At 72.1% G+C, this 17,357-nt stretch carries 3 protein-coding genes; all 3 read left to right on the top strand.

Annotation, left to right across the window (positions count from 1 at the left end; translation table 11 throughout):
- A partial coding sequence (locus AB0C25_RS36340; RefSeq protein WP_357379604.1) for a phosphopantetheine-binding protein occupies window positions 1–710 on the top strand: 710 nt, incomplete at its 5' end.
- 51 nt (window positions 711–761) lie between these two features.
- The gene (locus AB0C25_RS36335; protein WP_357379602.1) at window positions 762–6,284 is read left to right on the top strand and encodes a type I polyketide synthase; all 5,523 of its coding nucleotides are present in this window, start codon (window positions 762–764) and stop codon (window positions 6,282–6,284) included.
- A 232-nt stretch (window positions 6,285–6,516) separates the two neighbouring features.
- Window positions 6,517–17,357: type I polyketide synthase (locus AB0C25_RS36330; RefSeq protein WP_357379600.1), on the top strand; the 10,841-nt coding region annotated here is incomplete at its 3' end.

The following is a 17,357-nucleotide window of genomic DNA, read 5'->3' as shown; positions in this document are numbered from 1 at the left end:
CGGGGATGCGGCCGTTGGAGTCGGGGCGGGCGCTTGCGTTGTTTGATGCTGCGCTTGATGGTGGTCATCCGGTGCTCGCACCCATGCACCTCGACCTCGGCACCCTGCGGGCGAACGGACCGACCGCCCCGATCCTGCGCAAGCTCGTCGGGACCGGTGCCCGGCGGTCGGCCGCGGCGGCGATCGACGGACCGGGCCTGGCGGAGCGGCTCGCCGCGATGTCCCCGGCGCAGCGGCACAACGCCCTGCTCACCCTGGTCCGCACCCACGTCGCCGGGGTGCTCGGGCACATCTCCGTCGCGGCGGTGCCGCCGGAGCGGGCCTTCCGCGAGCTGGGCTTCGACTCGCTGACCGCAGTCGAGCTCCGCAACCGCCTCAACGCCGAGACCGGGCAGCGACTCAGCGCCACGCTGGTCTTCGACTACCCGACGCCGCTGGCCCTCGCCGAGCACCTCCTCGCCGAGGTGTTCGGCGCCCAGCAGGCCGGGCCAGGGTCGGTGCTGGCCGAGCTGGACCGCCTGGCATCACTGCTCGCGGGCTTGAAGGCGGACGGCGACGACGCCGACCGCATCGGCGACCGGCTGCGGACGCTGCTGGCCGAGTGGACCGGGAACCGGCGTACCGCGCCGGAGGAGCCCGTCGACGACCTGGCGTCTGCCGACGCCGACGAACTGCTCGACATCATTCAGCGGGAATTCGGTCGGTCCTGACCCCGGTGCCCGCTCCCCGACGTAACTGAACAACCGATTGGTGGCCTGATCATGGCGCAGGACGACAAGCTGCTCGAGAACCTCAAGTTCATGACCGTCGAACTGCGCCGGACACGGTCCCGGCTGGCGGAGGCCGAGGAGGCCGCGCGCGAGCCGATTGCGATCGTCGGCATGGCCTGCCGGTTCCCCGGCGGGGTGCGGTCGCCGGAAGACCTGTGGGACCTGGTGGCCGAGGGCGGCGACGCGATCGGCGAGTTCCCGGTGGGCCGTGGCTGGGACGTTGACGGCCTGTACGACCCGGACCCCGACAAGCCCGGCACCACGTACGTGCGGGAGGGCGGTTTCGTCGACGACGCGGACGGCTTCGACGCGTCGTTCTTCGGCATCTCCCCGCGCGAGGCTCTGGCGATGGACCCGCAACAGCGGCTGCTTCTGGAGACGAGCTGGGAGGCGCTGGAGCGCGCCGGCATCGACCCGTCCGAGCTGAAGGGCAGCTCCACCGGCGTCTACGTCGGCATGATCCACAACGACTACGGCTGGACGGTGCCGACGGTGCCCGCCGACATCGAGCCGTTCCTGTCGAACGGCAACATCAGCAGCGTCGCGTCCGGGCGGGTGGCGTACTGCCTGGGCCTGCAGGGGCCGGCTGTCACGCTGGACACCGCCTGCTCCTCGTCGCTGGTGACGCTGCACGTGGCAGCGCAGGCGCTACGGAACGGCGACTGCGACCTGGCGCTGGCCGGCGGAGTCACGATCATGTCGATGCCGGTGAACTTCACCGACTTCAGCCGCCAGCGCGGCTTGGCCCTGAACGGGCGGGTCAAGGCTTTCGCAACCGCGGCGGACGGCACCAACTGGGGCGAAGGTGTTGGCATGCTGGCACTGGAGCGGCTGTCGCAGGCGCGCCGCAACGGCCGCCGGATCCTCGCTGTCCTGAGTGGATCGGCGATCAACCAGGACGGCGCGTCGAACGGCCTGACCGCGCCGAACGGCCCCTCGCAGCGGCGGGTCATCCGGCAGGCGTTGGCGAACGCGGGGCTGTCGCCGGTTGACGTGGACGCGGTGGAGGCGCATGGCACCGGGACCCGGTTGGGTGACCCGATCGAGGCGCAGGCGCTGTTGGCCACCTACGGGCAGGACCGTCCGCAGGGGCGGCCGTTGTGGCTGGGCTCGATCAAGTCGAACATCGGGCACACCCAGGCCGCGGCCGGCGTCGCCGGCGTGATCAAGATGGTGATGGCGCTGCGGCACGAGGTGCTGCCCGAGACGCTGCACGTGGACGAGCCGACGACGCAGGTGGACTGGTCGGCGGGTGAGGTGTCGCTGCTGACCGCGACGCAGCCGTGGCCCCGGACCGAGCGTCCGCGCCGGGCGGGTGTCTCGTCGTTCGGCATCAGCGGGACGAACGCGCACGTGATCCTCGAAGAGGCCCCGGCCGTCGCCGCGCAGCCTGCCGAGGCCGGCGCCGAGCCGCCGCTGGGCACGGCCGTCGTGCCGTGGGTGCTCTCCGGCCGTTCCGAGGCCGCGCTGCGCGCGCAGGCCGAGCGCCTGCTCCGGTACGTCGAGCAGCGTCCCGACTTGGACGTCGCGGCGGTGGGCCGCGCTCTGGCCGGTAACCGGGCCGCCTTCGAGCACCGCGCCGTGGCCGTTGGCGCCGACCGTGCCGAACTGCTCGCGGGCGTCCGGAGTGTCGCCTCTGGTGGTCCGGTGTCGGGTGTGGTGTCGGGGGTGGGTGGGGGTTCGGGGTGTGGGGTGGTTTTTGTTTTTCCGGGTCAGGGGTCGCAGTGGGTGGGGATGGCGGTGGAGTTGTTGGAGTCGTCTTCGGTGTTTGCGGGGGCGATGGGTGAGTGTGAGGTTGCGTTGTCGGAGTTTGTGGATTGGTCGTTGGTGGGGGTTTTGCGGGGGGGGGGGGGGGAGCCGTCGTTGGAGCGGGTGGATGTGGTGCAGCCGGTGTTGTGGGCGGTGATGGTGTCGTTGTCGCGGGTGTGGGCGGGGTTGGGTGTGGTGCCGTCGGTGGTGGTGGGTCATTCGCAGGGGGAGATTGCGGCGGCGGTGGTGGCGGGGGTGTTGTCGTTGCGGGATGGGGCGCGGGTGGTGGCGTTGCGGTCGCGGTTGTTGGTGGGGTTGGCCGGTGGTGGGGGGATGGTGTCGGTGGCGGCGGGTGTGGGTGTGGTGGAGGGGGTTTTGGGTCGGTGGGGTGGTGGGTTGTCGGTGGCGGTGGTGAATGGTCCGTCGTCGGTGGTGGTGTCGGGTGAGGTGGGGTTGTTGGCTGAGTTTGTGGGGTGGTGTGAGGGTGAGGGGGTGCGGGCGCGGTGGGTGCCGGTGGATTATGCGTCGCATTCGGCTCAGGTGGAGGTGTTGGAGTCGGAGTTGGTGGGGTTGTTGGGGTCGGTGTCGGGGGTTTCGGGGTCGGTGGCGATGGTGTCGTCGGTGTCGGGTGGGTTGGTGGATGGGTCGGAGTTGGGTGGGGGTTATTGGTATCGGAATTTGCGTGAGCGGGTGGATTTTGAGGGTGCGTTGGGTGTGGCGTTGGGGGTTGCGGGTGTGGGGTGTGTGGTGGTGGAGGTGTCGGCGCATCCGGTGTTGGTGATGGCGGTTCAGGATGTGGTGGAGGGTGTGGGTGGTGGGGTGTCGGTGGTGGGTTCGTTGCGGCGTGGTGAGGGTGGGGCGGGGCGGTTGTTGTTGTCGGCGGGTGAGGTTTTCGCGGCGGGTGTGGATGTGGATTGGTCGGGGGTGTTGGGTGTTGGTGGGTCGGTGGTGGATTTGCCGACGTATGCGTTTCAGCATCAACGCTTCTGGCTCGACGGTCCGGCCGCGGTCAGCGACGCGAAGGACCTCGGCCTGGAAGCCGTCGACCATCCGCTGCTGAGCGCCGCCGTCGCACCCGCCGACTCGGACAGCCTCGTGCTCAGCGGACGGATCTCGCTGCGCACCCACCCATGGCTCGCCGAGCACGCCGTGCTGGGCAGCGTGCTGGTGCCCGGCACCGCTTTCGTCGACCTCGCCCTGCACGCCGGAGACCGGCTCGGCTGCGGCACTGTCGAGGAGCTCACCCTGCGCGCGCCGCTGGTGCTGCCCGCAGCCGGCGGAATCCGGCTGCAGGTCAGCGTCGAGGCCGCCGACAGTGACGGGCGGCGCGCGATCACCGTGCACTCCTGCCCGGACGACGACACCGATCCGGTCTGGACCTGCCACGCCGCTGGCACCCTCGCGCGCGGCGCGATCGTCGCCGACGACCTGACCAGTTGGCCGCCCGCCGGCGCCGAACCGCTCCCGGTCGACGGGGTGTACGAGCGCCTCGCCGGCCACGGCTACCAGTACGGCACGGTGTTCCAGGGGCTGCGCTCCGCCTGGCGGCACGACGGCGACCTGTACGCCGAAGTGGCGCTGCCGGACGCCGGAGCAACGGCCGGATTCGTGCTGCACCCGGCGCTGCTCGACGCCGCCCTGCACACCGTTCTGGTGGCCGCCGAGGCAGGCCCGGACCAGGACGTGCGGCTGCCGTTCTCCTGGGGCGGGGTGAGCGTGCACGCTACCGGCGCCGCCCGGCTGAGGGTCCGCCTGCACGTCGACGACGACGGGCGGATCTCGTTGACCGCTGCGGACCCGACCGGCGCGCCGGTCGCCGTCGTCGAAGGGCTGTCCACCCGCCCGGTCACCGCCGGGCGCCTGGCCGCCGCGGGCGTCAACCAGCAGGACTCGCTGTTCCGCGTCGACTGGACCGCCCTGACGGCGGCCCCGGCCCCAGCCACGGTGTCCTACGCGATCCTGAGTGCCGGTGAGCTCACCGCTGCTCTCGGCCGTGCGGACGTACCGGAAACTGGCCCGGCCCCCGACGCCGTCTGCCTGGCCCTGGATCCGGAGCCGGTCGCGCCGACCACCGGCCTGCCGGAGCGGGCCCGGGCTGCCACCGCGACCGTCCTGGCGACGGTCCAGGCGCTGCTCGCCGACGAGCGGCTCGCCGCGACCCGCCTGGTGATCCTGACCCGCGGCGCGGCCGGCCCGCAGGTCGGCGACCTGCCCGACGACCTGGTCCACGCCCCGGTCTGGGGTCTGATCCGCTCGGCCGAGTCGGAGAACCCCGGCCGATTCCTGCTGCTCGACGTCGGCGCCGATCTCCCGGACGGCGATCAACTGAACGCGGCGCTGGCCTCCGGCGAACCCGAGTTGGCGCTGCGCGACGGCGTGCTGCACGCGCCCCGACTCGCCCGGACGGTAGCCGCCACCGAGCAGCCGGCCCTGGACCCGTCCGGCACCATGCTGATCACCGGTGGTACCGGCACCCTCGGTGCGCTGGTCGCCCGTCGTGCGGTCACCGACTACGGCTCCCGGCGCCTGCTGCTGCTCAGCCGCCGCGGCCCGGCCGCCACCGGCGCCGCCGACCTGACCGCCGAGCTCGAGGCGGCCGGCGCGGAGGTCACCGTGCTGGCCTGCGACACGGCGGACGAGACCGCGCTGGCCACGGCGCTCGCCACGATCCCGGCGGACCGGCCGCTCACCGCGGTCGTCCACACGGCCGGTGACCTGGACGACGCGGTGCTCGGCTCGCTCACCCCGCAGCGGCTCGACCGGGTGATGCGTCCCAAGGTCGACGCGGCGGTCCACCTGGACCGGCTCACCCGGGACCTGAAGCTCAGCGCGTTCGTGCTGTTCTCGTCGGCGGCCGGCGTCTTCGGCGGCCCGGGGCAGGGCAACTATGCGGCCGCGAACACGTTCCTGGACGCTCTGGCCCGGCACCGGCGTCGCGCCGGGCTGCCTGCGGTATCGCTGGCCTGGGGGCTATGGGAGCAGCGCAGCGGACTCACCGGCGAGCTGGGCGAGGACGACCGGCGGCGGATCGCCGAGTCCGGGGTGGGCACGCTGCCGACCGCCGAAGGGCTGGCGCTGTTGGACGCCGGCTGGACGTCGGAGCAGGCGGTGGTCGTACCGGTGAAGCTGCAGCTGGCCCGGCTGCGGGCCCTGGCCGACCGCAGCGACCTTGCCCCGCTGTTGCGTGGGCTGGTCCGCACCACGGCGCGGCGCGCCGCCGGCGGCGGCGCCGAACCCGACGGCAACGCCCTCGCCCAGCGTCTCGCTGGGCTCGCCGAGACCGAACGCGCGAAGCTGCTGCAGGAGATGCTGCGTACGCATGTCGCCGCGGTGCTGGGCTTCGCCGGTCCACAGGACGTCACGCCCACTCGTGGCTTCCTCGACCTCGGCATCAACTCACTGACCGCGCTGGAACTGCGCAACCGGCTGAACGCGGCGACCGGACTGCGGCTGCCGGCCACCCTGATCTTCGACTACCCGTCCACCGACGCGCTCGCCGAGCACCTCGACAAGCAGCTGGTGGCCGGTGCCGGTGCCGGCGGCAGCGGCCGGACGGTGGTCCGAAAGGACCTGGATCGCCTGGAGTCGGCCCTGGCGGGCGCCGAGCTCGACGAGGCCGAGCAGGCCGAGATCACCCGGCGGCTGCAGGCGATCCTGGCTGGTCTGACCCGTAAGGACGCCGACGGTGACGTGGTCGTGCAACTCGATTCGGCCACCGACGACGAGATGTTCGCGCTGATCGACAACCAGCTCGGGGTGCTCTGACCGGCGGGCGGATCCTCGGGTGCGTAGGGGGACGGTTAGGGGTGTCAGCCATCCTGGACCGTCCCTTACGGTCGCATAGGAGAGCGAGCAGCCCCGACGGATCCCTGTTCTGACAAGGGAATTCGTCGATCACCTGTCCGCTGTGTCCGCTCCGGGAGCTCGCATGTGGTGGCGGCTTCCGTTGACCTGAGTCCAGCCCGGTCGTGCTGCCGTATCGAAGAGGTTGCCGTACATGCAGAATGAGCAGAAACTTCGCGAATACCTCAAGCGCGTCACGGCCGACCTGCAGCAGACCAAGCAAAGGCTGGACGAGGCGGACGAGCGGCGACACGAGCCGATCGCGATCGTCGGGATCGGCTGCCGCTACCCGGGCGGCGCAGGCTCTCCCGAGGAGCTGTGGCGCATCGTCACCGAGGAGCGCGACGTCGTCTCCGCGTTCCCCACCGACCGCGGTTGGGACTTCGACGCGCTGTACCACCCGGACCCCGACCAGCCGGGCACCTTCTACACCCGGGAGAGCGGCTTCCTCTACGACGCCGCCAACTTCGACCCGGCGTTCTTCGGCATCTCCCCGCGGGAGGCGCTGGCCATGGACCCGCAGCAACGGCTGCTGCTCGAGGTCGCCTGGGAGTCGCTGGAGCAGGCTGGGATCGACCCGCAGACGCTGCGCGGCACCCGCACCGGCGTCTTCGCCGGAGTCATGTACCAGGACTACGCCGCCCGTCTCGACACCATCCCCGCTGACATCGAGGGCTACCTCGGCGTCGGCAACGCCTACAGTGTCACCTCCGGACGCATCTCCTACACCCTGGGCCTGGAGGGTCCGGCCGTCTCGGTCGACACCGCCTGCTCGTCGTCGCTGGTCACTCTGCACCTGGCGGCGCAGGCGCTGCGCAACGGCGACTGCACCCTGGCGCTGGCCGGCGGCACCACCGTCATGTCCACCCCGGACACCTTCGTCGACCTGGCCCGGCAGCGTGGCCTGGCGCCCGACGGCCGATGCAAGGCGTTCGCGGATGCCGCGGACGGCGCCGGTTTCGCCGAGGGCGTCGGAATGCTGGTCCTCGAACGGCTCTCTGACGCCCAGCGCAACGGGCACCGGGTGCTGGCGGTCGTGCGCGGCTCAGCGATCAACCAGGACGGCGCGAGCAGCGGCTTGACCGCGCCGAACGGTCCCTCCCAGCAGCGGGTCATCCGCCAGGCGCTGGCAAACGCCCGGCTCACCGAGGCCGACGTCGACGTCGTCGAGGCGCACGGCACCGGCACCACCCTCGGCGACCCGATCGAGGCGCAGGCGCTGCTCGCCACCTACGGACAGGACCGTCCGGAGGGCCGGCCGCTGTGGCTGGGCTCGATCAAGTCGAACATCGGGCACACCCAGGCCGCGGCCGGCGTCGCCGGGGTGATCAAGATGGTGATGGCGATGCGGCACGGGATGCTTCCGCGCACCCTGCACGTCGACCAGAGGTCCTCCAAGGTGGACTGGTCGGCGGGTGAGGTCGCCCTGCTGACCGAGTCGCAGCCGTGGCCGGTCGCGGAGCGTCCGCGCCGTGCGGGTGTCTCGTCGTTCGGCATCAGCGGCACCAACGCCCACGTCATCCTTGAAGAGGCACCACCTGCGGCGGCCGAGGAGCCCGAGGCGTCAACCCCGCGTCGCGACCTGGACGGGCCGGTCGTGCCCTGGGTCCTGTCCGCCAAGACCCCGGTCGCCCTGCACGGACAGGCCGAGCGGCTCGCACGCTGGGTGACCGAGCGGCCCGATCTCGACCCGGCCGACATCGGCCGTTCCCTGCTGTCGTCGCGCTCACTGTTCGACCACCGCGCCGTCGTGGTGGGCGACAGCCGCGACGAACTGCTGCGCAACCTCACCGACTTCGGCCGTGGTGGTCCGGTGTCGGGTGTGGTGTCGGGGGTGGGTGGGGGTTCGGGGTGTGGGGTGGTTTTTGTTTTTCCGGGTCAGGGGTCGCAGTGGGTGGGGATGGCGGTGGAGTTGTTGGAGTCGTCTTCGGTGTTTGCGGGGGCGATGGGTGAGTGTGAGGTTGCGTTGTCGGAGTTTGTGGATTGGTCGTTGGTGGGGGTTTTGCGGGGGGTGGTGGGGGAGCCGTCGTTGGAGCGGGTGGATGTGGTGCAGCCGGTGTTGTGGGCGGTGATGGTGTCGTTGTCGCGGGTGTGGGCGGGGTTGGGTGTGGTGCCGTCGGTGGTGGTGGGTCATTCGCAGGGGGAGATTGCGGCGGCGGTGGTGGGGGGGGTGTTGTCGTTGCGGGATGGGGCGCGGGTGGTGGCGTTGCGGTCGCGGTTGTTGGTGGGGTTGGCCGGTGGTGGGGGGATGGTGTCGGTGGCGGCGGGTGTGGGTGTGGTGGAGGGGGTTTTGGGTCGGTGGGGTGGTGGGTTGTCGGTGGCGGTGGTGAATGGTCCGTCGTCGGTGGTGGTGTCGGGTGAGGTGGGGTTGTTGGCTGAGTTTGTGGGGTGGTGTGAGGGTGAGGGGGTGCGGGCGCGGTGGGTGCCGGTGGATTATGCGTCGCATTCGGCTCAGGTGGAGGTGTTGGAGTCGGAGTTGGTGGGGTTGTTGGGGTCGGTGTCGGGGGTTTCGGGGTCGGTGGCGATGGTGTCGTCGGTGTCGGGTGGGTTGGTGGATGGGTCGGAGTTGGGTGGGGGTTATTGGTATCGGAATTTGCGTGAGCGGGTGGATTTTGAGGGTGCGTTGGGTGTGGCGTTGGGGGTTGCGGGTGTGGGGTGTGTGGTGGTGGAGGTGTCGGCGCATCCGGTGTTGGTGATGGCGGTTCAGGATGTGGTGGAGGGTGTGGGTGGTGGGGTGTCGGTGGTGGGTTCGTTGCGGCGTGGTGAGGGTGGGGCGGGGCGGTTGTTGTTGTCGGCGGGTGAGGTTTTCGCGGCGGGTGTGGATGTGGATTGGTCGGGGGTGTTGGGTGTTGGTGGGTCGGTGGTGGATTTGCCGACGTATGCGTTTCAGCATCAACGCTTCTGGCTCGAGGAAGCCGACGACGAACGCACCGCCCCGAACGTCCACGAGATGGCCCCCGAGGAATTCCGCTTCTGGGACGCCGTCGACCGCCAGGACACCGCCGCGCTCGAAGCCGCGCTCGACGCCGGAGAACAGCACTGGGTCGATTCCGCGCTGCCCGTTCTGGCCACCTGGCGTCGCCAGTACCAGGACCGCTCCACGATCGATCGGTGGCGCTACCGCGTCACCTGGAAACCGCTGCCGACCCGAACCACCGCGCTGAGCGGCACCTGGTTCCTGATCACCCCTGACGGTGTCGCCAACGAGTGGATGGACGGTGCCGAGGCCACCATCGCCGCGCACGGCGGCAACACGATCCGCCTCTCCTGCGACCCGGCAGGAATCACCCGCGCGGCGCTCGCCGATCGGATCCGCGAGATCGCCGCCGCCACACCGCCCGCCGGCATCCTCTCCCTGCTCGCTCTCGACGACGCCCCGCACCCCGACCATCCAGCCGTGCCCTGCGGGCTCAACGGAAACCTCGCCCTCGTGCAGGCACTCGGCGACGCCGGAATCGACGCTCCACTGTGGTTGGCGACGCGCGGCGCGGTCTCCACCAGCGGAGCCGACGCAGCCGCCCTCCCCGCCCAGGCGCAGATCTGGAGCCTCGGCAGGGTCGCCGGTCTGGAACACCCGGACCGTTGGGGCGGCCTGATCGACCTGCCACCGGCGGCCGACCAGCGCAGCCTCGCCCAGTTCGCCGCCGCGCTCAGCGGCGCCGGTGACGACGACGAGATCGCCATACGCGCCAGCGGCATGTTCGGCCGTCGCTTCCAGCGCGCCTCGCTGATCGACTCGGCCGGCGGAGAGAACTGGACCCCGCGCGGCACCATCCTGATCACCGGCGGCCTCGGCGCGCTCGGCCGGCACGTCGCCCGGTGGGCCGCCGGCAACGGGGCGAGTCACCTGGTGCTGTGCAGCCGCCGTGGCGCCGACAGCCCCGGCGTGGACGAGCTGAGCGCCGAACTGGCCGCCCTCGGCGCCCGCGTCACGATCGTGGCCGCCGACACCGCAGACCGCGACGCGCTGGCCGCCGTCCTCGCCGAGACCGACCAGGACAGCGACGAGCCACTCACCGCGGTCGTACACGCGGCCGGGGTGGGGGACACCGCCGCGCTGGCCGACACCGACCTCGACCAGACGGCGGCGATCATCACCGCCAAGGCCGCCGGCGCCGCCCACCTCGACGAACTGCTCGGCGACACCTCGCTCGACGCGTTCGTTCTCTTCTCCTCGAACGCCGCTGTCTGGGGCGGCGCCGACCAGGGCGCGTACGCCGCGGCCAACGCCGCCCTGGACGCGGTCGCCGAGCAGCGGCGCGCCCGCGGCCTGACCGCCACGTCGATCGCCTGGGGCCTGTGGGCCGGTGGCGGCATGGGCGCCACGGGCGACGAGATCGCCGTGCTGCGCCTCGGGCTAAAGCCGATGGATCCGCGGCTCGCCGTGCTCGCCATGGTGCAGGCCGTCGAGCACGAAGAGACCACCGTGTCGATCTGCGACATGGACTGGGAACGCTTCGCCCCCGCATACACCGCCGCCCGGCCCCGGCCGTTCATCGGTGACCTGCCCGACGTGCGGCAGCAGACCCAGGCCCAGCAGCAGCCGTCGTCCATCGAGGCGGGCACCGAGTTTGCCCAGCGGCTGGCCGTCCTGCCCGCCGGTGAGCGGCGCGACGTGGTCCTCGAGATCGTCCGGTCGCAGGCCGCCGCCGTGCTCGGCCACTCCGGCACCGACGCGATCCAGCCCGCCTCGGCCTTCCGCGACCTCGGCTTCGACTCACTGACCGCGGTCGAGGTGCGTAACCGGCTCAACGCGGCGACCGGCCTGCGCCTGCCGTCCACCCTGGTCTTCGACCACCCGAACGCGTACGCCGTCGCCGACTTTCTGCTGGCCGAGGCGCTCGGCGCCCACGACACGCCCGCGCCGATCGTGGGAAGCATGGTGGCCGCCGGCGACGAGCCGATCGCCATCGTGGCGATGAGCTGCCGGTTCCCCGGCGACGTCCGCACCCCGGAGCAGCTCTGGGAGCTCGCCGTCGAGGGCCGCGACGCGATTGCGCCGTTCCCCGCCGACCGTGGCTGGAGCGACGGCGACAGCGAGGACGGCGAGTCGTACGCCCGTGACGGCGGCTTCGTCTACGACGCCGGCGACTTCGACGCCACCTTCTTCGGTATCAGCCCGCGCGAAGCCATCGTCACGGACCCGCAGCAGCGCATTCTGCTCGAGATCGCCTGGGAGGCCTTCGAGCGGGCCGGGATCGACCCGCACTCGCTGCGCGGTACCCCGGCCGGTGTCTTCGTCGGCGCTACCGCCCAGGGGTACGGCTCCGAGGCGTACGAGGCGCCGGAAGGCTCCGAGGGCTATTTCATCACCGGCAGCCAGACCGCCGTCATCTCTGGGCGCGTCTCCTACGTGCTGGGCCTGGAAGGGCCCGCGATCACCATCGACACCGCGTGCTCCTCGTCGCTGGTTGCCATGCACCTCGCGGCGCAGTCGCTGCGGCGCGGCGAGTGCAGCCTGGCGCTGGCCGGCGGCGTCACAGTGATGGCCAGCCCTGGAGCGTTCGTCGAGTTCGCCCGCCAGCGTGGCCTCGCGGTGGACGGCCGCTGCAAGGCGTTCGCGGGTGCCGCCGACGGCACCGGCTGGGGCGAGGGCGCCGGGCTCGTGCTGCTCGAACGTCTCTCCGACGCCGAACGCAACGGCCACGAGGTGCTGGCCGTACTGCGTTCGTCGGCGATCAACCAGGACGGCGCCAGCAACGGCCTCAGCGCGCCGAACGGCCCGTCCCAGCAGCGGGTCATCCGGCAGGCGTTGGCGAACGCGGGGCTGTCGCCGGCTGACGTGGACGCGGTGGAGGCGCACGGCACCGGGACCCGGTTGGGTGACCCGATCGAGGCGCAGGCGCTGTTGGCCACCTACGGGCAGGACCGTCCGCAGGGGCGGCCGCTGTGGCTGGGCTCGATCAAGTCGAACATCGGGCACACCCAGGCCGCGGCCGGCGTCGCCGGCGTGATCAAGATGGTGCAGGCGGTTCGGCACGGCTACCTACCCCCGACCCTGCACGTGGACGAACCGACCCCGCAGGTGGACTGGTCGGCCGGCGCGGTCGAACTGCTGACCGAGGCCCAGCCGTGGCCCCGCACCGAACGCCCCCGCCGGGCCGGCATCTCCTCGTTCGGCGTCAGCGGCACCAACGTGCACACTATCATCGAGCAGGCGCCGCAGCCCGCCGCGGCCCCCACGGCGGCCGAACCGACGGTTCCGGACGGCGTCGTCGTGCCATGGGTGCTCTCCGCCCTGTCCGAGGCGGCCCTGCGTGACCAGGCGGCCCGGCTCGCCGAGTTCGTCGCCGCCGCACCGGACACGCACCCGGCCCAGGTCGGCCTCTCCCTGGCCGTGACCCGGGCCCGGTTCCCGCACCGCGCCGTCGTGCTCGGCGCCGACCACACCGAACTCCTGCACGGTCTGACGGACCTGGCCGAGGGCCAAGGTGGCCTCGGCACGCTCGCTGGCGTCGCCCCGGCCGCCGCCCGCGTCGCCGTCATGTTCACCGGCCAGGGCAGTCAGCGCGTCGGCATGGGTCGTCGGCTGTACGACACCTTCCCGGTCTTCGCCACCGCCTTCGACCAGGCATGCGAGCTGCTCGAAAACGAACTCGGCGCGTCCGTGCGCGACGTCGTGTTCGGCACCGACCCGGCCGCCGGCGACCTCGACGACACCGTCTTCACACAGGCCGGGCTCTTCGCCGTCGAGGTCGCGCTGTTCCGCCTGGCCGAGTCGTGGGGCGTCGTGCCGGACTGCCTGATCGGCCACTCCATCGGCGAGATCGTGGCGGCCCACGTGGCCGGCGTCCTCTCGCTGGCCGACGCGTGCGTGCTCGTCGCCGCCCGCGGCCGGCTGATGCAGGCGCTGCCCGGCGGCGGCGCGATGGCCGCGGTCGCCCTGGACGAGGCCACCGTCGCCGAGGCGATAGCCGCCTCGGCCGGCCAGGTCTCGATCGCGGCCGTCAACGGCCCCACCTCGGTGGTGATCTCCGGGAACGCGGACCACGTCGAGGACCTGGTCGAAACCTGGCGCGCCGCCGGGGAGCGGGTCCACCGGCTACGGGTCAGCCATGCGTTCCACTCCGCTCTGATGGAGCCGATGCTCGACGAGTTCGGCCGGGTCCTGGCCCACCTCGACTTCGCGGCGCCGCGGATCCCGGTCGTTTCCAACGTCACCGGCGCCCTGGCCACGACTGACGAGCTGTGCTCGCCCGCGTACTGGGTCCGGCACGTCCGCGACACCGTCCGCTTCGCCGACGGCATCACCGCGGTACTCGCCCGCGGCGTGACCGCCCTGCTGGAGTTGGGCCCGGACGGCGTACTTTCCGGCCTGGCCCGGGAGAGCGCCGGCGACACGCCACTCGCCGTCGCCGCGGCGCTGCGCAAGGGCCGCGAAGAGATCGCCGCGTTCACCGCGGCGCTCAGCGGCCTGCACACCAGCGGCCTCGAACTGGACTGGCACGGCGTGTTCGCCGGCCGGACGACCACCACGATCGACCTGCCCACCTACGCCTTCCAGCGCCAGCGCTACTGGTTGCGCGCCGCCCCCGCGGCCGGTGACGCGAGCGGCCTCGGCCAGTCCGCGACCGGCCACCCGCTGCTCGGCGCCGCTGTCGCCCTGCCCGACAGCGACACGGTCGTGCTCACCGGCCGCATCTCCGCTCAGAGCCAACCGTGGATCGTCGACCACCAGGTCGCGGGTGCCGTCCTGCTGCCCGGTACCGCCCTGGTCGACCTCGCCGTCCACGCTGGTGACCAGGTCGGCTGCGGCACCGTGCAGGAACTCGTTATCGAGGCGCCGCTGGTCCTGCCGACGCGTGCCGCGGTCGTCCTGCGGGTGACCGTCGAGGGCTCCGCTGGTGCGACCTCGCGTCCTGTCGCCGTCTACTCCCGCCCCGGCGACGCGGCCATCGACGACGCCTGGATCCGGCACGCCAGCGGTCTCCTCACCACCGAGACGCCCGTCGCGCCGCCGGAACTGCAGGAATGGCCGCCAGCCGGAGCGCAGCCGCTCGACGCCGCCGGGCTCTACGACGACCTCGCCGCGGCCAGCTTCGGCTACGGTCCGATGTTCCAGGGACTGCAGGCCGCCTGGCGTCGCGGCGACGACGTGTACGCCGAGGTGGAGCTCCCGGAGACCGCCTCGGTCGCCGGATTCGGTCTGCACCCCGCGCTGCTCGATGCCGCCCTGCACGCCGACGCACTCGGCTTCCCGGCGGCGGAGCAGGACGCGCCGCGCCTTCCGTTCGCCTGGACCGGAGTCACCCTGTACGCCCGGGATGCGTCGGCCCTGCGGGTCCACCTCACCCGCGCCAACGAGGGCCTGACGATCAACGTCGCCGACGGGACCGGCGCCCCGGTCGCCGCCATCGACCGGCTGGTCTTCCGCGCGGTGGACACCGGCCGGCTGGCACAAGCGCCAGCCGTCACCGACGCCCTGTTCCGGCTCGACTGGGTGCAGCTGCCGGTCACCGTCACCACCCAGCCCTCCTGGGCGGTGCTCGGCCCGGTCATCCCCGGCGTCGAGGCCGGCGTCCATCCGGATCTGGAGTCCCTGCTCGAAGCCGAGGTGCCGGAGACGGTACTGGTGCCGCTCCCGCCCGCCCCGGACGCCGAGCTGCCAGCCGCGATGCACGCCGCAGCCACGGGTGTGCTCACCCTGATGCAGCAGTGGCTCACCGACGAGCGCTGTGCCGGGTCGCGTCTCGTGTTGATCACCTCGGGCGCGGCCGGTGACGACATCACCGACCTTGTGCACGCACCGGTCTGGGGACTGGTCCGCTCGGCGCAGAGCGAGAACCCGGGTCGCTTCGTCCTGGTGGACGTCGCCGGCGCGGCCGGCGGGGAACTGCTCGCCGCCGCCGTCGAGACGGGCGAACCCGAACTGACCGTACGGGACGGGGTGCTGCGCGCGCCGCGACTCGTCCGTACCACCGCCGCGCAGCCCGAACGCCCCGCCCTGGAGCCAGGTGGCACGGTGCTGGTCACCGGAGGCACCGGTGCACTGGGCGCGCTGGTGGCCCGGCACCTGATCACCGCGTACGGCGTGCGTCACCTGGTCCTGACCAGCCGCCGAGGACCCGCCGCACCGGGGGCCGACGACCTGGTCGCCGAACTCACCGCCCTGGGCGCCACCGTCAAGGTGGCCGCCTGCGACGTGGCCGACCGCGCGTCGCTGGCCGCCCTGCTGGCACACCTCCCCGCGCTGACCGGCGTCGTGCACACCGCCGGTGTCATCGACGACGGCCTGGTCACCTCGCTGACCGCGAACCGCCTGACGGCCGTACTCGCCCCCAAGGCCGACGCTGCCCTGCACCTGCACGAGCTGACCCGGGACCGCAACCTGGCGATGTTCGCGCTGTTCTCCAGCGCCGCCGGCATCCTCGGCAGCGCGGGCCAGGCCAACTACGCCGCCGCCAACACCTTCCTGGACGCGCTCGCGCAGCACCGTCGTGCCGAGGGTCTGCCCGCCGTGTCCATGGCGTGGGGCCTGTGGGCGCAGTCGCAGGGCATGGGCGGCAGCATGGACGACACCGGCCGGTCCCGTTTGCAGCGCGGCGGCGCCCGCGGCCTCGAGGACGCCGAGGGCCTGGCCCTCTTCGACGCCGCCCAGCTCGGACAGGACCCCGTGGCCCTGCCGATGCGTCTCGACCTCGCGTCGCTGCGGCGCACGGCAACCGAGGTGCCGCACCTGTTCCGCTCGTTGGTGCGTACCACCGGCCGCAAGTCCGCCCGCCGCGGTGCCGGCGGCGACGGTTGGGCGCAGCAGTTGGCCGCGCTCGGCGAGGCCGAACAGCACGAGACGATCCTGAATCTGGTACGGACTCAGGTCGCGGCGGTGCTCGGCCACGCCAGCCCGGACGCGGTGCAGCCCACCTGGGCGTTCAAGAACCTCGGTTTCGACTCGCTGACCGCGGTGGAGCTGCGCAACCAACTGTCGGCCGCGACCGGCCTGCGGCTGCCCGCCACCCTCGTCTTCGACTACCCGAGCACGCTGGCGGTGGTCGAGTACCTGCAGAGCGAGTTGCTCGGCGGTTCGGCGGCGCCCGACCGTACGGCGGTTGCCACCGCGCGCACCTCCGACGACCCGATCGCCATCGTCGGCCTCGCCTGCCGGTACCCGGGCGGGGTGACCGGCCCAGAGGACCTGTGGCAGATGCTGCTCCGCGGCCGGGACGGGATGACGGCGTTCCCGGCCGACCGCGGCTGGGACCCGGCCGACCAGTTCGTCGCCGACCCGGAGCGGCCGGGCGTCGAACGGACGTTGGCGGGCGGGTTCCTGCACGACGCACCCGCCTTCGACGCCAGTTTCTTCGGGATCTCGCCGCGTGAGGCGCTGGCCATGGACCCGCAGCAGCGGCTGCTGCTGGAGGCGTCCTGGGAGGCGTTCGAGTCGGCGGGCATTGATCCGTCCTCGGTCCATGGCAGTCAGACCGGGGTGTTCGCCGGCGTCATGTACCACAACTACGCGGCCCGGCTGACCGAGGTTCCCGATGGTGTCGGTGCCTTCCTCGGCACGGGAAACTCCAGCAGCGTCGTCTCCGGGCGGGTGTCGTACACGTTCGGATTTGAGGGTCCCGCGGTCACGGTTGATACGGCGTGTTCGTCGTCTTTGGTGACGTTGCATTTGGCGGCGCAGTCGCTGGGCCGTGGCGAGTGTGATCTGGCGCTGGCAGGTGGTGTCACGGTGATGCCGACGCCGGACACGTTCCTCGACTTCGCCATCCAGGGCGGGCTGGCCTTCGACGGTCGGTGCAAGGCGTTCGCGGGTGCGGCGGACGGCACCGGTTGGTCTGAGGGTGTGGGCATGTTGGTGTTGGAGCGGCTCTCCGACGCGCAGCGGAACGGTCACCGCGTCCTGGCGGTGGTGCGTGGTTCCGCCGTCAACCAGGATGGCGCGTCGAATGGTCTGACGGCGCCGAATGGTCCGTCGCAGCAGCGGGTGATCCGGCAGGCTCTCGCGGATGCGGGCCTGACCCCGGCCGACGTCGACGTGGTGGAGGCGCATGG

It is taken from the genome of Micromonospora sp. NPDC048839 (assembly GCF_040649915.1).
Classification (GTDB): Bacteria; Actinomycetota; Actinomycetes; order Mycobacteriales; family Micromonosporaceae; genus Micromonospora.
Note: the sequence above shows the minus strand (reverse complement) of the source record. Positions and strands in the feature narration are given on the sequence as shown.

Coding starts and splice junctions, on each gene's coding strand:
- AB0C25_RS36335 (WP_357379602.1), top strand. CDS start 762: ATGGCGCAGGACGACAAGCTGCTCGAGAACCTCAAGTTCATGACCGTC.